Here is a 23,186-nt window from a genome sequence, read left to right as displayed (position 1 = left end):
GCAGCTTTTATGTTATAAAATACTAAAGATTCTTATCGATTAATATCTTTAACCTCGGATCGCTTGGGCGTGGAGCATCTGCAGTTATAATTTTCCCATTTTTATCAATTAAAATATAATGTGGAATAGTTTTGAGCCCTTTTTTAGTTAAAAACGATGTGTTATTAGATTTAGGCATAACAAAACTCATATCGTCAGTTAAACTTTCTTCACTACAAGCTCGTTTCCAATCTTCTATACTTTCATCTATTGAAATATAAATAAAAGCAATTGACTTATTTTTATACAGTGTTTTTAATTTTTCAGAGCTGGGCATTTCATTTCTACATGGTGCACACCAACTAGCCCAGAAATCTAGTAGAATCAAATGTCCCTTATTTTCATAAATAAATGTTTTTAAATTAGTTTTATTCCCTTCATAAGACAAAAGTTTATCAGATATCTTTAAATCATTCTTTACTTTGACTTCATTTAGTTCTAAGTTGATTATTTTATTAAAGCTACTGTCAGGACATTCAATGAAATATTTTTGTGAATATTCTTTGGGGATCGCAATATTCTCTTTTATTGCATAATAAATACAGCAAGTAAGTAAAAAGCTCTTCGTCCTGTTTATATAATTAGATGAGACAAAATCATAAATCTTCTTCAATTGACCTGAATCCGAAACAAAAAAATCCTGCCCTTTATTAAAGTTAGCATTTACACTTAAAAGACAGGCTCTACCAAAAGGGAAAAATGAAGAATATCTCAATTCATTTATTAGTGAAATACATTTATTTATTTCCGCAGAATACATAGTATTTTTAGAAAGCAATCCTTTATTATCTGTATATACTAATAGCAAATCGCTAATGAAGGTTGATTGTATTATATCGTTTGCAATTTGTTTAAATTTATTGCTAATTATTTTCGTTATACAATAAGAATTTAAAAACTTTATCCTTTTATCCTTCTTAGCTTCAATTATATTTTCAATTTCCTTTAGTTGCTGCAAATCATTTACAATTTGAGGCTTTCGAACATAATTATAGATTATTCCCGTTTCATTAATCATTTGATTAAAAAAATCTAATTCATTTGTTCGCTCTGTATTTCCAACAATTAAAAATTGAATATGATTACTTTCGTCTTCCCTAATGGTTAGGTTTTCTCCGGGATATATAAAATAAGGTATTTGTTTATCTAAGGCTTCGAAAAGTAATGTAGGTCCGGTAATACTAACTCTGGTAATTTCACTTCGTAAATTAACGGGGTGCCCGTAACATACTGAATCATGAAAATAGAAGTGTAGATTTTTAAGTTTTGTATTAATAGTTACTGGTTCTGTTATTGAATCAGTAATATTTTGAGTAAGACCTGTAGCTATATTTAAATTGGCTTTACCAGAGTTACCAGTTAAAAATATAAAACCAGATAAAATAGTAATGGCTAGTAATAAAAGTATTATTTTATTTTTTTTCATAAAATCAAAAATTTAAAATAAGGCTGTAGTTCCAGATAGAAACTACAGCTTTAAATTCCACTCAGATTAGCAGCTTGAACAGCACCAGTAACCACTTTGTCCACTACCGGAGGCGTATTGTGATGCTAGCTGTTGTGCATAACTCATGCTAATACCACAGTTATAATAACTCCAGGCTGCATTATGGGCACAACAAGTGCCGCTACTATCGCCACTTCCCGCCATAATGTTTTTCATTTCAATTCTGCTTAATTTCCCCTGCATATTAGCAAGGCTCATTTTTGTTGTTTTCATTTTTTTAAAATTTAAATGTTATTAATAAAAATCCAGTATTTCACCTTAGCTTATAGCATCGTAGGCTTTGGCTTAGTTTGGCAGTCCCGTTGTGCACAACGGGACGTAGACATCCAAACTGTTTTCTACCTGTTGCCTATTCAAGTAAAAAATATTGTAAATCCTCGATGCTGTAAGCATCAGGTAATTGTTGCCCGTTAATAAAAATGGTAGGTGTAAACGCTATATCAGTTGCTTTGCACCATTTTTCCATAGCATCAATTTTATCAGCTTGTTTTAATAACTCTCCATTCATTGGGTATTTTTCTGCAAACACCCCATAATCTTTTGTATCAGCTAAATACCAATCATCTAAAGCATGTTTTGTTTTTATTTTGCTTCCTTCTGCGGCTATTGCCAGCAAATGCCGTACTGGCTTTACAGCTAGGTTTGCTTCATCATTTGAAGTAGTAAAAATTACTTTAGCTTTTACATTTTCATTTTGCTCTATTAACGCCTCAATTTTAGGGTGTGCTTTAGCACAAGGCCCACAATATGGATTACATACTTTTACAATAGTATTGCTGGCGTTTGGATTGCCAATATCTATACCTAAGCCATCGGTTGGCAGTGTAATTTGTTTCTGCTTTTTTAAAAGAGTTTCAAAAATTTCTCTGTTAAATTTTATACGCAAGTATTCCCGTTTAGTATTTTTAACTTTCTGTAACTCTAGCACATAAGGCTTTGCAACATACCAGATAAAGGCAGGTAATAAAAATAGTAGTAAGCTTAAAGTATAAATGAACAAGCTAAAATCCGGTGATTGGATAAAATTGTTAGTAATACTATTTACTGCTCCTAACACTAGCAATACCTGTACTGCAAGGCATAGTACACACCATTGCTTTGCCACCCGCCATTGATAATAAATTGAAAATACAGTATAAGGTAGTGCCAGTATATTTAGCCAGGCTATAAGGTTAATTGCATCAGGCACAAATAATAAAGCCAGCAAAGTGCCTGTAAAATAAAAAAATCCCACTTCGCTCCAGCTTAACCAACTAAATACTTTTGCCTGTTTGCCGGTAAGTATAGCACTACAGTTGCCTTTGGCTATGCCTGTACATACTTTTTGCAAAATAGGGTTGCTTTTATCTATCTCGTACCAAAGTAACAATGAGGTAATTATAACACCTGCCAATGAAATAAGATACTGCAAATAAATACCAGCAGTATTTCCAGTTAAGGCAACTGCTGTGGTGTGTAATAAAAATAAAGACAGCACTACCATTACTGCAATGGCTGCAAATGGAATAAGCGTTTTGTAAAAAATTTTTTGCCTGTTTATTATGTAATTGGTTTCCCCACTGTGTTCATTGGGTTCGGCAATTAAATAAACGCCGTTCCATGTTTTTAAAAAATTTTCTCTGCTTATTTCGGCTGGTTTGCTATAATTTTTTTGGTAGAGCCGTATTGCGGTGGGAGTAACTAAAGTTACAATTGCTAAAGGGTTTTCTCCATCATAAGTATATGCCATAAATGGCGTGGGTAGTTCATCTATATTGTCAACCTCAATTTTGCCGGCGGCATTAGGTATATTCCATTTGTTCAGGCTATCTGTAATACAAAGCAGGCTTGGCCAATCAGGGTGGTTTTGCAGGGTTTCATTTACAGTGGTATTATTTACGGTAACTTTTAAAAGTTTAAGGTAAGTAATAGCCGCTTTTACATTCGGTTGATATTGTGCAAACATCAGTAATTATATTTTTAATTAACAATACATGCTGCAATTGTGGCAACACGTGTTTTGTAATAAAACAAACACTAACATATATTTCGGTTATCGGGGAAGAAGGTTTAAGATGACAATTTTTTCAATTGGCTAAACTAAATTGTGTAGGCCATTTAGCAAATTGGTATTTTCGTTTGCCTTAAAAGAAAGATAAAAACTACTATAACTGCAAGGATTAACTGCAATTACAAAATAAATGTAAAATAAATTTTCGAATGAAAAAAAATAAATTTGTTAAAAGTAAAAATATTATAACCCTGCGATACAATTTTACCAATCTTACTAGCAACAGTGCTCCGGTTTGGCGGTTCATTTGTGGTTGCTGGTAAATTATATGCCGGGATGCTGAGAATGTTTAGGAAGAAAGGTCAGATGAAAATTTATACAATTACACCACCGCCAAAGGAATCGTCACCACAAACGTACTACCCTTACCGAGTACACTATCTGCTTTAATGGTGCCATGATGAGCCTCCACCATGGTTTTTACATAACTTAAGCCCAGGCCAAAACCCTTTACGTTATGTATATTACCCGTATGGGCCCGATAAAATTTTTCGAAGATGCGGTTTACGGTTTCTTTGTTCATGCCAATGCCGTTATCTTCAATTTTTATCTTTAACTGGTTGCCGCTGTTTTCTGTAGTTAATTTTATAGCCAGGTTTTCTTTGGAATATTTTACGGCATTATCCAGTAAATTATTGATCAGGTTGGTAAAGTGTACTTCGTCTGCAAGAATCATATCTTTTTCTGCATCCAGGTGTACATCCAATGCGCCTTGTTTTTCTTCTACCTGCAAAGTGATATTATTTAATGCTAGTGTAATTAAATCGTGTGCAGATAATTTTTTCAGGTTCAGCTGCACTTCCTGTTTATCCAGCAAAGCCGCCTGCAGTATGGTTTCTACCTGCTTGTTCATCCGCTTGTTTTCTTCCTTGATGATATTGGTAAAGTAGCTAGTCTTTTCTTCGTTACCTTTTACCTTGTCATTTTTTAACGCATCCACAGCCAGTGAAATAGTAGCCAGAGGTGTTTTAAATTCATGCGTCATATTATTGATGAAATCAGATTTTATTTCACTTAGTTTTTTCTGTTTCAACAATGTTCTTATGGTGATAAAAAATGCGGTGGTAATAATTAAAGTAAACACAATAGCGCCGATAATAAACCAGAACATTTCTTTCCATACAATGGTTTTTTGGTTGGGCACAATCACACATAATAATTCTTCAGCTACCAGGTTTTCATAATTGCTGCCACTGGGCGGTTGCAAAGGATATACATAATTTTTATTCCTTGCGCTATCCAACGAAAGCTCGTAAAAATTATCACTTAGTAATTGTTTACCTGCTATAGAGTTTTCTATAATGGCAAATTCAAAAGGAAATTTTTTAAGATTGTTTTTATTAAATGCATTGCGGATAATTTCAGTAATATCATCTTTGGAGTACCGCTGCATAACAGACGGTTTAAAATACTGCAATTTCTCCCCGGGAAAAAGCATATCATTTTTTTTACCAAAAGGAACTATTGAATTATTATCCTGCGACAATGCAGAAGCCGCAAAATCGATAGCCTGCTTAATGTTTTCTTCCACCTGCTTGTCCTTGGCCTCCCGGGCACTTTCTATCCACAGAAACTGAAAGAAAATCAGCCCCAGCAAAGACAGAAATATCAGTATGGTTATAATGGGGAAAATTCTCTTCATCCATGCAAAATTAGGTCAGTAATAGGCTGTAAAATATGGTAAAACGGCCAAAGCGTAAATTTAACGAAGGTTTAGAACTTAAATTTCTTTTAAAAAAGCGGCTTTTAGCCTTTTGGGTGTGGTAATTAAGCGTTACTTTAGAAATATGATTGAACCTGGTCCTGGTATATTATTGATTGCAGACCCGTTTTTAAAAGACCCCAATTTTTTAAGAACTGTGGTGCTTTTATGCGATCATAAAAAGGAAGGCAGCTTTGGCTTTGTATTAAATAAACAAATTGAACAAACCTTAGACGAATTGCTGGAAAACTTTGACGGCTTTCAATTGCCCGTTTATTATGGTGGCCCCGTACAAACGGATACCATTCACTTTGTACACCAATACCCTGATCTTATACCTGATGCTTATAAAGTGAATAATGATATTTACTGGGGTGGCAATTTTGAAACTGTAGCGGCATTAATAAAAAGCAACAGCATCGATCTTAAAAAAATAAAATTCTTTATTGGCTATAGTGGCTGGAGCGATGGCCAGTTAAGCAATGAACTGGATGAAAAAAGCTGGCTTACTGTTGGTGCTACAAAAAATTTAGTATTTTCTACCCAACCTGAAGAAGTATGGAAAGGCAGCCTTAAACATTTAGGCGGCGATTATGAAATGATGGTGAACTTTCCGATAGATCCGCAACTGAATTAGCGTGAGTGGTGAGACGTGAGTCGTGAGTTGCGTACTTCTTCTTAAAGCACCCTCTTCACGACTCACGACTCACAACTCACGACTCACGTACACAATTCCACAGCTTTTATTATCTTCAACGCATGTTATACCAACTGGTAAAGATATTGGCGAGGCTTGCCATAAAATTCTACTGCAGGAATATTGCTATTAATAAAAAAGATATTTTACAAACGGATGGGCCCTTGTTGCTTGCCGTTAATCATCCCAATTCATTTTTAGATGCGATTATCTTTTGTACTTTATTCGATAAGCCGGTGTACTCCCTGGCAAGAGGTGATGCTTTTAAAGGAAAATTTATCAGTAAGTTATTATTCTCCCTGAAACTATTACCTGTGTACCGCGTTAGTGAGGGCGTGGAAAACTTAGAAGAGAATTATAAGACCTTTGACCTTTGTAAAGAAATATTTAAACAGAATGGCATTGTACTGATCTTTAGCGAAGGCAAATGTATTAACGAATGGCATTTGCGCCCATTAAAAAAAGGCACGGCCCGATTGGCCATCAGTAGCTGGGAAGATGACATTCCATTGAAAGTACTACCGGTTGGTATTAACTACAGTTCCTTTCAAAAATTTGGCAAGAATGTAAAAATATTTTTCGGAAACTTTATTACTGCGGATGATATTAAAGGTGATAATAGCCATGGCAAAAACATCCAGTCTTTTAACACCAACCTGTTACAACAATTACAACCATTTGTTTTTGAAATTGATAAAAAAGATGCAAAAGCATTGCATCAAAAATTTTATGTACCTCAACCACTCCTGAAAAAAATATTTCTATTTATTCCTTCCGTTATTGGATGGCTGTTGCATGCACCATTATATTTACCTGTAAGGCGGTTTGTAAAAAAAGCTGCCTTTGATAATGATCATTATGATTCGATTGTAGTGGCTATTTTGTTGCTGGCTTATCCGCTGTACCTGGTTATTATTTCGCTACTGGTATTTGTAATTACAAAGCAATGGTTGTCGTTTTTACTGCTGCTTATTTTGCCGCTACTGGCATGGACGCATGTACAATTGAAAAAGCAATTGGATTAGCTGTGCACGAATGAATACATAAAAAAATCCCGCCAGTGGCGGGATTTTTTTATGTATGGCCGGAAGCTGGAGCTCCAGGTACAATTACAATTCTTTTGCTCCTTCTACCAACACGGTTACTTTATTATTCAGCACTTCTACAAAACCACTTTGGATATCGTAAGAAGCTGTGGCATTTTTATCTTTCAAAATTTTAAGTTTGCCGTTTTTTAATGCACTTACCATCGGGGCATGTTTTTCCAGCAATTCAAAAGAGCCGCTGATGCCGGGCAATTGTACACCGTACACTTCGCCACTAAAAATTTTGCTTTCTGGTGTTAATATTTCTAAGTTCATAAAATCAATATGATGATTTGTCAATTTGGAAATTTGTTAATTGACGAAATCAATTCATCAACGAATTTCCAAATCATCTAATTTCCAAACTAATTACGCTTGCGCTGCAGCCATTAATTTCTTACCTTTTTCAATAGCATCTTCCAATGTACCTACCAGGTTAAATGCTGCTTCAGGATATTCATCCACTTCACCATCCATAATAGCGTTGAAACCACGGATCGTATCTTCAATTGGCACCAATACACCTTTTAAACCGGTAAACTGTTCAGCCACAAAAAAAGGCTGGCTAAGGAAACGTTGTACTTTACGTGCTCTTGATACTACTAATTTATCCTCGTCGCTCAATTCATCCAAACCAAGGATGGCGATGATATCCTGTAATTCTTTATAGCGCTGTAAAATTAATTTTACTCTGTCCGCTGTATTGTAATGCTCGGCACCCACAATAGCAACAGTCAAAATACGGGAAGTACTATCCAGAGGATCCACCGCAGGGTAGATACCTAAATCCGCAATTTTACGAGACAATACCGTTGTGGCATCCAAATGCGCAAACGTAGTTGCCGGAGCCGGATCGGTCAAATCATCCGCAGGTACGTATACCGCCTGTACAGAAGTGATAGAACCATTTTTAGTAGAAGTGATACGTTCCTGCATCAATCCCATTTCGGTTGCAAGAGTTGGTTGATACCCCACCGCAGATGGCATACGGCCTAATAAAGCCGATACCTCAGAACCTGCCTGTGTAAAACGGAAGATATTATCTACGAAAAATAAAATGTCTTTTCCTTGTCCTTCGCCATCGCCATCACGGAAATATTCCGCTACGGTCAATCCGCTCAAAGCCACACGGGCACGTGCTCCTGGCGGTTCGTTCATTTGTCCGAATACAAAGGTTGCTTTTGATTCTTTCAGGTCTTCCATGTTCACCGCACTCAAATCCCATCCACCTTCTTCCATGCTATGTTTAAATTTATCGCCATAGTTCATGATACCTGCTTCAATCATCTCTCTCATCAAATCATTTCCTTCACGTGTTCTTTCACCCACACCGGCAAATACCGATACCCCGCTATATGCTTTTGCAATATTGTTGATCAATTCCTGGATCAATACGGTTTTACCCACACCAGCACCACCAAACAAACCAATTTTACCACCTTTTGCATAAGGTTCAATCAGATCGATAACTTTAATACCGGTAAACAATACTTCTGTTGCAGTGCTCAGGTTTTCAAATAATGGTGGCTTATTATGAATAGGGCGACCGCCAACTTTGCTTACTTGTGGCAAACCATCAATAGCATCTCCGGTTACGTTAAACAAACGGCCTTTAATGCCATCACCTACAGGCATTGCAATAGGAATACCGGTATCAATTACTACTGTACCACGTACCAAACCTTCAGTACCATCCATCGCAATAGTACGTACACTATCTTCACCTAAATGCTGCTGTACTTCCAATACCAGCGTATCGCCATTATCACGTTTTAATTCTAATGCATTTAAAATTTCGGGCAATTTGCTGTTGCTGTCAAACTGAACGTCTACAACCGCACCGATGATTGATTTTACTTTACCTGTATTGGCCATAAAAAAGTATTAAGTATATAAAGTATATATTTTAGGGCGCAAAGGTAAGGGTTGTAGATTGAAATTTGAAATTTGAAGCGGAGCTTTTTGGGTTAAGTTTTAACTAATTTAACCATTATTGCACTGAAATATAAATCAGGCGCTATATATGGCTTAATTTGCGGTAAATCTTCAATAAAAGGTTTCAATTTTTAATTAAAAAATGTCGCCAAAGCTTAAAAAAATTGCCCGGTATAGTTTCATTACGGCCAATATTATTATCCTGGTATTGTATTTAATGGCATGCCTGGTGCCTTTTGCAAGCGGCGGCAATTATCCTTATATAGCATTAACGGGATTACTTTTCCCTTTACTTTTTTTTGCCTTACTTGTTTTTTTGATCTATTGGGCTATAAGAAAGTCGAAATGGGTTTTTGTTTGCGTGGCAGCTTTGTTATTGGGCTGGCAGCAGATCAGTGTAATGCTCAGCTTTCATTTGGCATCAGATTTTAAAACTGAAAAATCACCCGCTACATTAAGGGTGTTTACCTGGAATTTATCCAGCTGGGGAGAAACCAACAGGGCTAACAACGGGGATAATATGGCCGATATGGTCAACCTGGTAAAAAGTGCTGATGCTGATGTAGTGTGCTTCCAGGAATTGCTGTATTATAAAAACCGCAAATACAGAGACTCTGTTATCCCTGCTTTAAAGGAAGCCGGTTATCAATATACTTATTTTGAAAAAGTGAATTATACCGGACGGCTGTACACTACTTCTACCTTAATTGGAATTGAGATCATGTCGAAATACCCGATCATTGGAAGTGGTAAATTTTTGTACAACCCAACGGATTCTGTTGAGCCACTTATTTATGCTGATATAAAAGTGGATACTCAAACTATCAGGATCTTTACTACCCACCTGCAATCAGTTAGCTTTGGACAAAACGAATATGACGCTTTGTACAAATTGAAAGAACCTGCTCAAGCCAGCGTCACTGGTTCAAAAGCTGTGATATGGAAATTAAAACATGCTTATAAGAAGCGGACTGTACAGGCTGATATTTTACATGAAAAAATAACGGAAAGCCCTTACCCCGTAATAGTATGTGGCGATTTTAATGATGTGCCTAATTCTTATACTTATTTTACAGTGAAGGGAAATTTGCAGGATGCCTTTTTAAAAAAAGGTATGGGCATCGGCAGAACATTCCGTTTTATTTCGCCTACTTTAAGAATTGATTATATACTGGCAGATAAAAAATTTGAGGTGTTACAATACCATCTGTTTAAAGTGCCTTATTCAGATCATTATCCCACTGTAGCTGATTTTGCAATTGGCGAAAAAAGATAACTGTGGTTAATGCACCACTTTAAATACCAGCGCCGCAATTACTGCTCCAATTACCGGACCAACAACCGGTATCCAGCTATAACCCCAGTTACTATCTCTTTTATTTTTTATGGGTAACAAAAAATGAACAATACGTGGGCCTAAATCTCTTGCAGGATTAATAGCATAACCGGTTGGCCCGCCTAGCGATAAACCAATAGCTAAAACCAATAGCGCTACAGGCAATGCATTCAAAGAACCTAAAGAAATACCTACGTCATTAATTTTTGCATCGGTTAATGAAAAGGCACCAAACACCAATGCAAATGTGCCAATGATCTCGGTCATTAAATTATTAACTGTATTGGGAATTGCAGGTGCATTACAAAATACGCCCAGCATGGCATTGGCGTCAGTGGTTTCATTAAAATGAGACCGATACGATAACCATGCCAGTACCGAACCTGTCATAGCTCCCAGCATTTGTGCACCAATATACCAGGGCACTTTAGTCCAGTTTTTTGTTTTAATAGCATCTGCAATGGTAACCGCAGGATTCAGATGGCCGTCTCCGCCTAATGATGCACATACATACACACCCACAAATACAGCCATTGCCCAGCCCATTGCAATAACGATCCATCCACTGCTGTTACCATAGGTTTTATTGAGTGATACGTTGGCATTTACACCATTGCCTAATAAAAGCAACAATGCAGTACCCACAAATTCAGCTATAACTAAGCTCATAAATTTTTAGTATTAAGTAATTAAAGTTTGTCAAGATAATAAATATTGTTTTGCAAGAGCGGTAAAATCATTTGTTTGTTCTTCTATCCAATCATTATTTTTATTCATTGTTGCAGCCATCAGTTGTGCCACTAACGGCGCTGCTTCCATTGCAGCTTTAGCATCTAAAAATAAAAGCCTGGTTCTTCTTGCCAACACATCTTCTACAGTCATTGCCATTTCGTTTTTTATGGCCCAGATAATTTCCGCTTTAATATTAGGCGCAGCCGGGTGAATCAATTCGCTTAATACTTCATTGGCTTTGCAAAGATTCCTTACCAGTGCAGCATCAGCACCGTAATAATATATTGCATCATTTTTATTCACTTTATTTAAATAACCGTGAATTTTTAAATTTTCAGTTATGCAGATTTTTTTTTCCAGATTTGCAACTGCCACTGCATTGTTTAAAACATCATTCGCCATTTTGCGATAGGTGGTCCATTTACCACCTGTTATGGTTACCAATCCGCTGGCGCTTACAATAATGGTATGATCTCTCGGCATGATGGCTGTTTTTTTAGCACTGCCTTTTTTTACCAATGGGCGCAAACCCACAAAAACACTTTTAACATCGCTTCGTTTTATTTCAACTGCTAAATATTTATTGATATGGTGTAATATAAAAATAATTTCTTCTTCTAACGGCTTTGGTTCTGATGAATGACTTTCAATTGGGGTATCCGTTGTACCAACTACCACTTTATCGTGCCAGGGTACTGCAAACAAAACCCGTCCATCCTCTGTTTTGGGAATCATCATGGCATCGGCTCCCGGAAAAAAAATTTTATCTATCACTAAATGAATACCCTGCGACGGGCTTACAATATTTTTTGCGGCTGCATCATCCATTTGCAATACTTCATCTGTAAAAATACCGGTGGCATTGATCACCACTTTGCATTGCAGATTATATATTGCTCCGGAAATTATATCCTGCACTACAACACCGCAGACTTTATCATCTTTTTTAGTCAGCCGAATTACTTTACAATAATTTAAAACTGCAGCGCCGTTTTCTGCTGCGGTCTGTGCAAGATTAATAGCCAGCCTTGCATCATCAAACTGTCCATCCTGGTAAACAATAGCGCCACTCAATTTTTTTGTATCAATAGTGGGTAAAAAATTTTTTGCTGTTGTGCGGTTAATGATTTTTGTTTTACCCAAACCCAATTTACCTGCCATCAGATCATACAACTTCAACCCAACACCATAATATATTTTTTGCCATATACTATAGCAGGGTAAAACAAAAGAAAGATTGTTAGAGAGGTGTGGTGCATTTTTTAATAGCAATCCTCTTTCTTTTAATGCTTCCCTCACTAATTTAATATTGCCTTGCGCTAAATAACGTACTCCGCCATGTACCAGTTTAGTAGAGCGGCTCGAAGTACCTTTTGCAAAATCATGCTGTTCCAGTAATAAAGTTTTATAACCTCTTGTGGCTGCATCTACAGCCGTGCCCAAACCTGTTGCACCTCCGCCAATGATAATAATATCCCATCCGGGTTCATCATTCAGTTGTTGCAACATTTTAATTCTGTCCATAAAGTACTTGTACTGTTTGCTATCTTTTAGTTTAGAGGTTTAGAAAGTTTAGATTTTAAGAGGACACTAAACGTCTACATCTCTAAACGCCTGAACTTTTACACATTACTTATCGTAGTATTCACTGCCTTTTGCCAGCCTGCTTTCAATTCATTTCTCTGCGATGCATCCATTGCAGGTGCAAATGCTTTATCAATCAACCATTGTTGTTGTATATCATCAATGCTTTTCCAGTAGCCTACGGCAAGTCCGGCAAGATAAGCTGCCCCTAATGCAGTGGTCTCTGTAATTTTTGGCCGCAGCACTTTAGTATTTAAAATATCACTCTGAAACTGCATTAATAAATCATTAGCCGTAGCGCCGCCATCAACCCTCAATTCTTTTATAGAAATACCAGAATCGGCTTCCATAGCTTTTAATACATCCATCGTTTGATAGGCAATACTTTCCAATGCTGCTCTTGCAATATGCGATGCATTACTACCTCTTGTAAGCCCTACAATTGTCCCTCTTGCATCCTGGTTCCAGTGCGGCGCACCCAGCCCGGTGAATGCTGGCACTACATAAACGCCTTCATTACTGTTAACCTTAGCCGCTAATGCTTCCACATCTGATGATTTTTGAATGATACCTAAACCATCTCTCAACCATTGCACAACAGCACCTGCAATAAACACACTGCCTTCTAGAGCATATTGTGTAATGCCATTTACTTTCCAGGCTACAGTGGTTAATAAATTATGATTGGAAGTAACAGGTTGCTCCCCTGTATTCATCAACATAAAACAACCTGTACCATAAGTATTTTTAACCATGCCGGGTTGTGTACACATCTGCCCGAATAACGCACTCTGCTGATCGCCTGCAATACCTGCAATAGGAATATTTTTAGCAGACAAAATATTTTGAGTATGCCCGTACACTTCGCTGCTGCTGCGTATCTGTGGTAACATACTGCCCGGAATAGTAAATATTTTTTCCAGCTCACCATCCCATTGTAATGTATTAATGTTGCACAACATCGTACGGCTTGCATTGCTCACATCGGTAGCATGAATTTGTCCCTTGGTTAAATTCCATAACAACCAGGTATCAATGGTGCCGAAACATAACTCACCGTTCTCTGCTTTTTTTCTTGCGCCTTCCACATTATCTAAAATCCATTTTACTTTGGTGGCAGAAAAATAAGCATCAATCACCAACCCTGTTTTTTGTTTAATGATGGTATCTAGCTGCTTTCTTTTTAATTCATCGCAGAAAGAGGCGGTTCTTCTGTCCTGCCACACAATGGCATTATATACAGGTTTGCCTGTTGCCCTATCCCACACTACAGTAGTTTCTCTTTGATTGGTAATACCGATGGCCGCAATATTTTCTACCGTTAACCCGGCTTTTGTAACAGCTTCGGCAGCCACTCCTAATTGTGTACTCCATATTTCATTGGCATCATGCTCTACCCAGCCGGGCTGCGGAAAATATTGCGTAAACTCTTTTTGTGCCACAGCAATGATAGCGCCCTGCTGATCGAAAATAATAGCTCGGCTGCTGGTAGTACCCTGGTCAAGGGAAAGGATGTATTGATTCATAGCAAGAATGATTTGTTTTCAAGTTAGCGGAATTTTTTAAAATAAACATTGCTGTATTTCAAACGGATTAATTTTAAGTTAACCCTCTCTTGCTTTTTGAGCTGACTGTCAAAAGAAGTCAAGTTTTTAAAAACTTGACTTCTTTAACGTATTAGTTTATTATCTTCAACAACATAATGTTGCGCCTTAAAAAATATATACCTGCACCAGTAAAACTTTTGCTGCAATTGCAGAGAAGAGCTGCGGCAGATTTTTTAAACGGCTATTCAAAACTCTTTTGCAGCAATAAAAATATAAGGCAACAACTTCCTGAAAATATACAACAAGCAGTTAGCATACAGCAGCAGGTAAAAGTAAATGACAGTAGTGCCAATAAAATTTCCAACCTCAACCTTGCAATTACCACAATAAATAATATTGAAATTGCACCCGGACAAATTTTTTCTTTCTGGAAATCAGTGGGCAATCCTTCCGAAAAAAATGGGTATAAAAAAAGCAGGACAATTATCAATGGCGAACTGGAGGCAGCTACAGGCGGTGGCCTCTGCCAGTTATCAGGGCTTATTTATTTTTTATCTGTACAAACCGGTTTAACCGTTCTGGAACGCCATCCGCACAGTATTGATATTTATAAAGATGAAGATCGCTTTACCCCTTTGGGCAGCGATGCTACCGTGGCTTATGGTTATAAGGATTGCAGGATTAAAAATGAATACCATTTCCCGGTTTATTTTTCTTTTACGCTAAATGAAAATTCATTAACCGGCATAGTTTCCGCAGCCGAAAATATCCTCTTGCACAAAATTGAATTTGAGTACGAAAAGCATCCTGGTTTTATAAAAGTAAAAACCTTAAGCAGCTGTAATGGATTGCAGGAAGTGATCGCAAGCCATAACTACAACCTGCTGCAATAGATTCCGTTAACTTTTATTTTGCAACAATGTTGCAGCAATTTATTACCTTTGTTTGGTGAGGTTTAAAAAAGTCATACTTTTTAAAAAATTAACTGCTGCATTACTGCTGCTGTTATTGTCTGCGGTAACCATAATACAGGTATCGCATTCTCATGCCTCCTCTCCATCATCAACACACCAGGAAAATAGTCTTGCAAAAAGGTCCGGCTTACCCGGCTATTTTCACTCCACTGCAGAAAGCAAATGTTTTATTTGTGAGTATCAATTGACTAAAGATGTTGATGTTTTTTCAACAGCAATAAATTTTGTTGCACCCTTACGGTATCAACCTGCTGCTGCTGCATATTATTCTTTCACTTTTCAGAATAGTTACTCTTTTTTTGAAACCCGTGGCCCACCTTTTGTTGGCTGATTCAGGCTTACTGATTTATTGTAAGCTGCCTTACTGTTATTACACCAATACAGTATTCATTCTCATTAATGGTATGACGTAAATTTTTCAGGCAAACTGATCTTACTGCATACATTTTACAGACTCTAACTATTCAACTAATGCGTTTAATAAAAATATTTTTGTTTACAGCAGCTATTTTTTTAGTTGCTGCAGCAAATGCAAGCAAAAAAAATACATTTACTGATCCTGCAAAAAGTACACTCAGCGGAAAAGTTACCGATAAAAAAACAGGGCTTCCTTTAGAAGGGGCTTCTGTATATTTTTCAGATCTGAAAAAAGGGACAATTACAACAGCCAACGGCAATTACAGTATTAATAATTTACCCAATGGTAATTACCTGGTAGAAGTAAAATTTGTAGGGTATAAATCTGCTTTGCAAAATATTTCCATACAGGGAAATGTAATACAGGATTTTTCTTTAGAACCTTCGGTAGTGGAAGAAAATGAAGTGGTGGTTACAGGTACTTCTAAAGCAACATCTATCAAAAAAAATCCGATACCAATTGTTTCCATTGGCAAACAATATTTGCAACAGAATTTAAGTACTAATATTATTGATGCCATTGCAAAAGTGCCGGGCATCAATGCAGTTACTACAGGGCCTAATGTATCTAAACCTTATATCCGTGGTTTAGGATTTTCCAGGATCTTAACTTTATATGATGGTGTAAGACAAGAAGGCCAGCAATGGGGTGATGAGCATGGCATTGAAGTGGATCAGAATAGTGTAGAAAAAGTAGAAGTGGTGAAAGGCCCTGCCAGTCTTATTTATGGCTCGGATGCACTGGCCGGCGTGATCAATTTAATACCTGCCAATTTTCCTTCGCCTGGAAAAACACAAGGAGATATTTCCGCAGAATACCAAACCAATAATGGATTATTTGGAGGATCAGCAATGCTAGCGGGCAATAAAAATTCTATTGTGTGGAGAGGCAGGGCATCATATAAAGAAGCTACCAACTACCGCAACAAATACGATGGCCGTGTGTACAATACCGGCTTCCGGGAAACTGATTTGAATGGTATGATTGGTGTAAATAAAACCTGGGGGTATTCTCATATTGGTTTTTCGGTGTTTGATGACCTGCAGGATATACCCGATGGCAGCAGGGATTCTGCTACAAGAAAATTCACCAAACAAATTACAGAAGCGGATACAGTTAGACCAATAGTATCTGATGCGGAATTGACATCGTATGCAATACCTGCATTACATCAGCATGTGCAACACTACAGAATCTACACGGCTAATAATTTTATTTTAAAAGGTGGTGGAAGGATAGCGTTAAACCTCGGTTATCAAAAAAGCATCCGCAGGGAATACAGCCATCCTGAAATTGCGGTACCGGGTCTATACCTTTTACTGAATACCTACTCATATGATGCCAAGTATTATTTACCTGAAAAGAATGGCTGGAGCATAACAGGTGGCGTAAATGGTATGTATCAAAACAATGATGCAGAAAAAGGTACTGAGTTTGTAATTCCGTCTTATAAGCAATTTGATTTCGGGCCATTTTTATTTGCCAAAAAATCTTATAAAAAACTAGAACTGGCTGGCGGTATCCGCTATGATATGAGAACTTTTAATAACGATGCTTTATTTACAAAACCTGATGCCGTTACAGGATTTGATAAAGCCGTTTATGGTGCAGATACTGTTGGTGCAACACAGGCTTTCTATACTTACAAACATACTTTCTCCGGCCTTACCGGAAGCCTTGGTGCTACCTATAGTTTTTCAAAAACATTCAGTGCTAAATTTAATGTGGCAAGAGGATATCGTTCGCCCAATATTTCTGAAATATCTGCCAATGGCGTACATCCCGGCACTAATATTTACCAGCTGGGTAACTTGAATTTTAAACCAGAATTCAGTTTGCAGGAAGATATTGGTTTAAACTACAATTCGCAGCACATTACTGTAAACCTGGAATTGTTCAACAACAATATTCAGAATTATATTTTTAACCAGAAGGTATTAAACAGCGCAGGGCAGGATTCTGTAATTATTCCGGGTAATGAAACATTTCAGTTCCAGGCAGCTAAAGCGCATTTGTATGGCACAGAAATAAGTATTGATTTACATCCTCATCCGCTAGACTGGTTGCATTTTGAAAATTCATTATCATTAGTATACGGCACCAATAAAGGTGTAAGTGGAAAGAATTTATCAGACAGCGCAAAGTATTTGCCTTTTATTCCGCCGATGCATACTTTTTCTGAATTGCGTGCTAACATAAAACCAAAGTCGGGTGCCTTTACCAACCTCTTTGCAAAAATGCAGTTTGAATGGTATGCCAAACAAGATAAAGCCTATTTAGAATTTGGGACAGAAACACCAACACCGGGTTACTCTTTATTCAACATTGGTTTTGGAGGCGATGTGGTTAACCAAAAAAAGAAAACCATTTTTAATTTTTCTATCCTGGCAAATAATCTTTTTGATGTGGCTTATCAATCGCACTTAAACCGGTTGAAATATTTTGAACCTTATCCGGGTAATGCATCTGGCAGAAGTGGTATCTATAATATGGGGCGCAATGTTGCGGTTAAGTTAAGCTTTCCTTTAAATTTTAATTAAGCGTCAGGCATCAATGGTGAATAGTGAATGATAAATTACTGTCCATTCACTATTCATCATTCACTTTCTTAGTGCGTCTTTTTCTTCTCCACATTAAAAAACCGGTGATACTTAATAATGCAGAAGACAAACCGAATAATGCGTAAATAATTTTTATGCCGGTGCCGCCATATCTTGCCATATGCAATTGAGAGTTGATGATGTCGTACCTGTCTGCTGATGATATCTCGTTGATGAACCTTGTTTTGGCAACAGCGCCTGAACTATCCAGTGCAATTACATCCGCAAATTTTTTAGAGTGTATATAGGCATTGGTTTTATTGCTGCCGTAAATAGCTGTTTTTCCTTTAGCACTTTGTGGAAAATAAATAACATACGCAGTAAAATCAGGATATCTTTTTTGTACCGCTTTATAAGCCGAATCAAAATTGAATAATGGTTTGGGTGAAGCTTTTACCGTACTCACCCAGTTATTACTTTGGTAAAATTCTTTTTTAAAAACATAGCGTTGCATCCAGAAACCGGTAATACCAATCATTACATTAAATAACAGTGCCCAGGTACCGATCAGCTGGTGCAGGTTATTTTTTCGCCATACTGTTTTCTTAAACAAGAGAACAGCAATAATATTTTTTCGGTATAAAATAATGCCGGTTATGATGCTCAACACAAAAACAATAGAAAAAAATCCCAGCAACCATTCGCCCGTTTTACCTGCATGAAAAGAACTGTGAAAGCTTGCCAGCCAGGCCATAAAGTTTTCGGAAATATCATCGCTGCCGCCACGGCTTTTTAACACTGCTCCGGTTTGCGGATGCAGAAATAGTTGCAATACTTTTTCTCCTTTTTGGTAAGTGGTATCATAAATAGAGAACATAAATGCTTCCTTATCATTCTTAGAAATATTGCAGCTGCTGATGGCTGCATAAGGAAATCTTTTTTGCACCACTTTATAGCAACTATCAATAGTCAATGTTTTCTGGTAATCGAAGGTTGGAAACTCTTCCGGCTTTTGAAAAGCATCAAGGTCGTCGTGAAAAACCAAAACGGCACCCGACAAAGACAATGCTAAAATAAAAATACCGGCAAATAATCCCAGTATGGAATGAAAAGTAATAAGACCTTTGTTTTTCATTAACTGCTATTTAACGGTTTCGGTTTGTATCTTGCAATAATACTATTAAAATGAATAAGCAATCTGCAATTGCATTGGTTTTATTTTTCTTCATGTACAGTAGCAAGCTTGCTGCTCAGAATTTCGATATCAACCTCTTAAAGCCTATCAACAAAAACGAAACTACATTCAAGAATAAATATTTAGAATTGAATGCTTCATCGGTTACGGCTTTAAGTGTTGGACTACCTGCGGGCATTGCAATAGCCGGTTTTATACAGCATGATAAAAAATTACAACGGGATGCATTGTATATGGGTGGGTCGTTTATATTATCAAGTGTAATTACCCAGGCTACTAAAAGAATAGTGAACCGGCAACGCCCATTTGAAAAATATAGTTTTATTATACAAAGAGATGATGAAAGCGGGGGACTATCATTTCCTTCAGGCCATACTTCTGCTGCTTTTTGTACGGCTACTTCTATTGCTTTACGCTATCGCAAATGGTATTATGTGGCACCGGCTTATGTATTTGCCACCAGCGTGGGCTGGGCACGTATGTACCAGGGCGTGCATTACCCAAGCGATGTATTGGCAGGTGCAGTGGTAGGTGCAGGCAGCGCATGGCTGGGCTGGAAACTACAAAAAATGATGTACCGTAAACTTAAACCCGTTACAACAATAAACGCACGCTGGTAAAATATTTCTGTTGTACATTTATTGTATGCTCGACATCAATATCAACACACCCGCTTTACTCTTTCCTGCTATTACTTTATTAATGCTGGCTTATACCAACCGTTTTTTATCACTGGCGGCCTTGGTAAGAAAACTGCATGATGAATACCTGCGTGGCGAAAAAGAAAAAAATATTCTAAGCCAGATTAAAAATATCCGCAGCAGGCTTAACCTCATACGCTACATGCAAGGCTTTGGCATTATGAGTTTTTTATGTTGTGTGCTGTGCATGTATGCTATCTTCCGGGGATGGGTGGAATTATCACACTGGATCTTTGCTGCCAGCCTTATTTTTTTATTGGTTTCCATCATACTTTCATTAATAGAAATCAATAAAAGTACTAAAGCCATTGAACTGGAGCTCAGCGATATTGAAGAATTAAGTAAAGGAAATATTTTTGAAGATATTTTTAAAAACCACAGCGCTTAGTAATCAAACTCTTTAGATTTATGGTCTTCAAAATTTTCGTCGTACCTGATAAAAATACGAATGTAAATTACACGGCTTATCCTCATTAACCAGGGTTGAATAAGTACTAAAAAAAGAATGTTTAATCCCAGCCACCAGAATATACGGTTATCTTCTGTAGATACCCCTACCAACACAAACCAGGCAACAAACGTGGCTACCGAAAATGCAACTGCTAAAGCATAACTTACATAGCCGGTACCAAACCAAAAGCCATTTTCCAGGTCGTATTTCTGATGACATACCGGGCAATTACCCGGCATATCAAAAATATGTTTCACTGAAAGTTTTTTGAACGGATTGCTGTCTTTAAACATCGGCCCACGGCGGCACCTCGGGCATTTCATCGTTAAAATACTCCAGAAATAATTAGGTGTGGGTTGCTTGTTCATTACTGCAAAGGTACTAAAGTAAAAAACCTTTTGCGTTACAAAAGTTACCCAGCAATCTAAAACTTCTTTCGCTTTGCCGGGTGAGCCATTCTTTAAGGAGTGACCCTCCCTTCGCAAAAGTTACGCACCTACTTAAACTTCCATTTAAAATAGATCATTGCAATGATCATAGAAAGTACAATGCCATTGGTACCCATAATGGGGCCGTCGTTTATAAGAATACCATAGGTGAGCCATAGAGATACATTCACAAAAAGCAGTAACAAGGTAAGCGAAGAAAGATCTTTTGCCGATTTTGTTTGCCATATTTTTATTACCTGCGGTAAAAAAGTTATGGTAGAAACAAAACCAGCTGCCGTACCAATAAAGCCTATTAATGTTAGTGGCATAATTATTTTTTATTAAGCTGAAGTGATCTTTTTTCTTTCGCCGATCTGTTGCCTCCACATGGCATAATACAATCCTTTATCTGCCAGTAAACCTTCATGTGTTCCCGTTTCCACTACCTCCCCTTTTTCAAGCACATAAATTCTGTCGGCATGCATAATAGTACTTAAACGGTGTGCAATTAAAACAGTGATCTGTTCTTTTTGAGAAGACAGGTCTCTTATCGTATCTGTAATTTCTTCTTCAGTTATTGAATCCAATGCAGAAGTAGCTTCATCAAAAATCAACAAATGCGGCTTGCGCAATAAAGCACGTGCAATTGAGATACGTTGTTTTTCACCACCGGATAATTTTAAACCTCCTTCGCCAATCATTGTATCCACACCTTTTTCGGCCCTTGATATCAAACCGGTACAACTGGCTTTTTGTAAGGCGTCATTTAATTGCTCTTCCGTTGCAGCAGGATTAACAAACATCAGGTTCTCTTTTATCGTTCCGCTGAACAAATTAGTATCCTGTGTAACAAAACCAATTTGTTTACGCAGGTCATCAAAATGAATTTCTGTTTCGTCTAAATTATTATATAAAATTTTCCCTTCCTGCGGACGGTAAAGGCCCACCAGTAATTTCATCAGGGTAGATTTACCACTTCCGCTTGGCCCTACAAAGGCAATTGTTTCTCCCACCTTTACATCAAAGCTGATATTATCTATTGCCCTTTGTGGTGCCGTCTGGTGTTGAAATACCACATTATTAAATGAGAGTGTTTCAATATTGCCCAATGGTTTTGGAAAAGCAGGTTCCTGTTCAGGAGCCTTTTTCATCAGGTTATCAAAATTATTCAATGAGGCTTCTGCTTCTCGGTAGGATAAAAGTATATTGCCTATTTCCTGTAACGGACCGAAAACAAAAAATGAAAATATCTGCATCGTTACCAGCTGCCCCGCATTCATGGTGCCATGAAAAATAAGCCACATTAATATAAACAGAATCACCTGCCTTAAGGTATTCACCATCGTACCTTGTATAAAACTGATACTGCGGATGCGTTTTACTTTGGTCAATTCTAATCCTAATATTTTATAGGTATTAGTATTTAACCTTTCCACTTCCTGGTGTGTTAAACCTAAACTTTTTACCAATTCTATATTGCGTAACGATTCAGTTGTAGAACCAGCCAATGCTGTGGTTTGTCCAACGATATTTTTCTGGATCAGTTTAATTTTTTTGCTGAGCTTGTTAGTAATGAATGTAAGTACAAAAATGCCTACCAGGTAAGCCACAGGAATACGCCAGTTAATAAATATTGCTGCATATACAAAAACAAATACAACACCAATGATCACACCAAAAAGAATGTTGATGAAATTGGTCATGAATTTTTCAACGTCCGATCTTACTTTAGTTAATACAGATAAAGTTTCGCCGCTGCGTTGATCTTCAAATTGCTGGTAAGGTAGTTTCATGGCATGTTGTAAGCCATCAGTAAATACCCTTGCCCCGAATTTTTGTATCACCACATTTAAAAAATAATCCTGGAAAGCTTTTGCAATACGGCTGACCATGGCTACAGAAATAGAAAAAATAAGTACGTACCAAACACCGGGTGCATCCCATGAAAAAGAATTAAAAAATCTATCCCAGGTAAAATTGCTTGCAGGAGGTGTTGTGCCACCCTGGTGCCCGTTGGCCAGGTTGATCAGCTTTCCTAATAAAATAGGATCCACCAGGGAAAAACCAATATTTATAGAAGCCATTAAAAGTGTAAAGGTTACCAGCCATTTGTATGGCTTCAGGTAGTGCAGTAGTATCTTCATATCTAAAATTTAGAGCAGTAAAGCGTTCAGGAGTGCAAATATCGTACAAGTAAAGCAATACTGGCAAGATGGCAGAGGGAAGAATGGATAATTGATAATGAGTTAATGAATAATTTTTCCA

The 23,186-nt window shown here is 37.2% G+C and carries 21 protein-coding genes; 8 read left to right on the top strand and 13 right to left on the bottom strand.

Features of this window, described 5'->3' with window-relative positions:
• Nucleotides 1–22: 22 nt before the first annotated feature.
• The 4 genes from ACQ334_RS01510 to ACQ334_RS01495 all read right to left on the bottom strand — a co-directional run bounded on the left by ACQ334_RS01510 (nucleotide 23) and on the right by ACQ334_RS01495 (nucleotide 5,238).
• A complete protein-coding gene (locus ACQ334_RS01510) occupies nucleotides 23–1,465 on the bottom strand; it encodes a TlpA family protein disulfide reductase (protein WP_430986388.1) in 1,443 nt (480 codons plus the stop codon).
• A 66-nt stretch (nucleotides 1,466–1,531) separates the two neighbouring features.
• Entirely contained in the window at nucleotides 1,532–1,759 is a 228-nt protein-coding gene (locus ACQ334_RS01505; protein ID WP_430986387.1) for a hypothetical protein, read from the bottom strand.
• 136 nt (nucleotides 1,760–1,895) lie between these two features.
• Nucleotides 1,896–3,491: a vitamin K epoxide reductase family protein gene (locus ACQ334_RS01500; RefSeq protein WP_430986386.1), complete on the bottom strand. Its 1,596-nt coding sequence runs from the start codon at nucleotides 3,489–3,491 to the stop codon at nucleotides 1,896–1,898.
• 427 nt (nucleotides 3,492–3,918) lie between these two features.
• Nucleotides 3,919–5,238, bottom strand: coding sequence for a sensor histidine kinase (locus ACQ334_RS01495; RefSeq protein WP_430986385.1), 1,320 nt, complete (start codon nucleotides 5,236–5,238; stop codon nucleotides 3,919–3,921).
• A 145-nt stretch (nucleotides 5,239–5,383) separates the two neighbouring features.
• On the opposite strand from ACQ334_RS01495, the gene ACQ334_RS01490 reads away from it, so the two are divergent.
• Both ACQ334_RS01490 and ACQ334_RS01485 read left to right on the top strand, forming a co-directional pair.
• Nucleotides 5,384–5,935: a YqgE/AlgH family protein gene (locus tag ACQ334_RS01490; protein WP_430986384.1), complete on the top strand. Its 552-nt coding sequence runs from the start codon at nucleotides 5,384–5,386 to the stop codon at nucleotides 5,933–5,935.
• A gap of 122 nt (nucleotides 5,936–6,057) precedes the next feature.
• Nucleotides 6,058–7,020 carry a 1-acyl-sn-glycerol-3-phosphate acyltransferase gene (locus ACQ334_RS01485; protein ID WP_430986383.1) on the top strand — a complete coding sequence of 321 codons (963 nt, stop codon included), beginning with the start codon at nucleotides 6,058–6,060 and terminating at the stop codon, nucleotides 7,018–7,020.
• 84 nt (nucleotides 7,021–7,104) lie between these two features.
• On the opposite strand, the gene atpC is transcribed toward ACQ334_RS01485, so the two are convergent.
• Both atpC and atpD read right to left on the bottom strand, forming a co-directional pair.
• Nucleotides 7,105–7,356: an ATP synthase F1 subunit epsilon gene (atpC, locus tag ACQ334_RS01480; protein WP_430986382.1), complete on the bottom strand. Its 252-nt coding sequence runs from the start codon at nucleotides 7,354–7,356 to the stop codon at nucleotides 7,105–7,107.
• A gap of 93 nt (nucleotides 7,357–7,449) precedes the next feature.
• Nucleotides 7,450–8,955, bottom strand: a complete 1,506-nt coding sequence (gene atpD, locus ACQ334_RS01475; RefSeq protein ID WP_430986381.1) for a F0F1 ATP synthase subunit beta — start codon at nucleotides 8,953–8,955, stop codon at nucleotides 7,450–7,452.
• 202 nt (nucleotides 8,956–9,157) lie between these two features.
• Here atpD and ACQ334_RS01470 point away from each other — a divergent pair, with 202 nt between their 5' ends.
• Nucleotides 9,158–10,291 carry an endonuclease/exonuclease/phosphatase family protein gene (locus ACQ334_RS01470; RefSeq protein WP_430986380.1) on the top strand — a complete coding sequence of 378 codons (1,134 nt, stop codon included), beginning with the start codon at nucleotides 9,158–9,160 and terminating at the stop codon, nucleotides 10,289–10,291.
• A gap of 6 nt (nucleotides 10,292–10,297) precedes the next feature.
• Here ACQ334_RS01470 and ACQ334_RS01465 read toward each other — a convergent pair whose 3' ends face one another.
• From ACQ334_RS01465 to glpK, 3 genes are all read right to left on the bottom strand, one after another.
• Nucleotides 10,298–11,020: an MIP/aquaporin family protein gene (locus ACQ334_RS01465; protein ID WP_430986379.1), complete on the bottom strand. Its 723-nt coding sequence runs from the start codon at nucleotides 11,018–11,020 to the stop codon at nucleotides 10,298–10,300.
• 30 nt (nucleotides 11,021–11,050) lie between these two features.
• The gene (locus tag ACQ334_RS01460; RefSeq protein ID WP_430986378.1) at nucleotides 11,051–12,607 is read right to left on the bottom strand and encodes a glycerol-3-phosphate dehydrogenase/oxidase; all 1,557 of its coding nucleotides are present in this window, start codon (nucleotides 12,605–12,607) and stop codon (nucleotides 11,051–11,053) included.
• A 98-nt stretch (nucleotides 12,608–12,705) separates the two neighbouring features.
• Nucleotides 12,706–14,193 (bottom strand): glycerol kinase GlpK, encoded by a 1,488-nt coding sequence (gene glpK, locus ACQ334_RS01455; protein ID WP_430986377.1) that lies wholly within the window; start codon nucleotides 14,191–14,193, stop codon nucleotides 12,706–12,708.
• Between the two features lie 176 nt (nucleotides 14,194–14,369).
• On the opposite strand from glpK, the gene ACQ334_RS01450 reads away from it, so the two are divergent.
• The 3 genes from ACQ334_RS01450 (at nucleotide 14,370) to ACQ334_RS01440 (ending at nucleotide 18,146) form a co-directional block, all read left to right on the top strand.
• Nucleotides 14,370–15,107 (top strand): VanW family protein, encoded by a 738-nt coding sequence (locus tag ACQ334_RS01450; RefSeq protein ID WP_430986376.1) that lies wholly within the window; start codon nucleotides 14,370–14,372, stop codon nucleotides 15,105–15,107.
• 55 nt (nucleotides 15,108–15,162) lie between these two features.
• Nucleotides 15,163–15,519, top strand: a complete 357-nt coding sequence (locus ACQ334_RS01445; RefSeq protein ID WP_430986375.1) for a hypothetical protein — start codon at nucleotides 15,163–15,165, stop codon at nucleotides 15,517–15,519.
• A gap of 140 nt (nucleotides 15,520–15,659) precedes the next feature.
• Entirely contained in the window at nucleotides 15,660–18,146 is a 2,487-nt protein-coding gene (locus tag ACQ334_RS01440) for a TonB-dependent receptor (protein WP_430986374.1), read from the top strand.
• A gap of 49 nt (nucleotides 18,147–18,195) precedes the next feature.
• On the opposite strand, the gene ACQ334_RS01435 is transcribed toward ACQ334_RS01440, so the two are convergent.
• The gene (locus ACQ334_RS01435) at nucleotides 18,196–19,281 is read right to left on the bottom strand and encodes a PepSY-associated TM helix domain-containing protein (RefSeq protein ID WP_430986373.1); all 1,086 of its coding nucleotides are present in this window, start codon (nucleotides 19,279–19,281) and stop codon (nucleotides 18,196–18,198) included.
• Nucleotides 19,282–19,331: 50 nt separating this feature from the next.
• Here ACQ334_RS01435 and ACQ334_RS01430 point away from each other — a divergent pair, with 50 nt between their 5' ends.
• Nucleotides 19,332–19,961, top strand: a complete 630-nt coding sequence (locus tag ACQ334_RS01430) for a phosphatase PAP2 family protein (RefSeq protein ID WP_430986372.1) — start codon at nucleotides 19,332–19,334, stop codon at nucleotides 19,959–19,961.
• A 25-nt stretch (nucleotides 19,962–19,986) separates the two neighbouring features.
• Entirely contained in the window at nucleotides 19,987–20,430 is a 444-nt protein-coding gene (locus ACQ334_RS01425) for a DUF2721 domain-containing protein (protein ID WP_430986371.1), read from the top strand.
• Here ACQ334_RS01425 and ACQ334_RS01420 read toward each other — a convergent pair.
• The 3 genes from ACQ334_RS01420 to ACQ334_RS01410 all read right to left on the bottom strand — a co-directional run bounded on the left by ACQ334_RS01420 (nucleotide 20,427) and on the right by ACQ334_RS01410 (nucleotide 23,065).
• Entirely contained in the window at nucleotides 20,427–20,861 is a 435-nt protein-coding gene (locus ACQ334_RS01420) for a DUF983 domain-containing protein (RefSeq protein WP_430986370.1), read from the bottom strand. The genes ACQ334_RS01425 and ACQ334_RS01420 overlap by 4 nt on opposite strands.
• Before the next feature lie 128 nt (nucleotides 20,862–20,989).
• The gene (locus ACQ334_RS01415; protein ID WP_430986369.1) at nucleotides 20,990–21,250 is read right to left on the bottom strand and encodes a SemiSWEET family sugar transporter; all 261 of its coding nucleotides are present in this window, start codon (nucleotides 21,248–21,250) and stop codon (nucleotides 20,990–20,992) included.
• Between the two features lie 12 nt (nucleotides 21,251–21,262).
• Entirely contained in the window at nucleotides 21,263–23,065 is a 1,803-nt protein-coding gene (locus ACQ334_RS01410; protein ID WP_430986368.1) for an ABC transporter ATP-binding protein, read from the bottom strand.
• Between the last annotated feature and the right edge of the window lie 121 nt (nucleotides 23,066–23,186).

The sequence above is a fragment of the Ferruginibacter sp. SUN106 genome (assembly GCF_050611765.1).
In the GTDB taxonomy this organism is placed as follows: Bacteria; Bacteroidota; Bacteroidia; order Chitinophagales; family Chitinophagaceae; genus Ferruginibacter.
The sequence above is the reverse complement of the archived record's forward strand: the minus strand, read 5'-3'. Positions and strand labels throughout refer to the sequence as shown.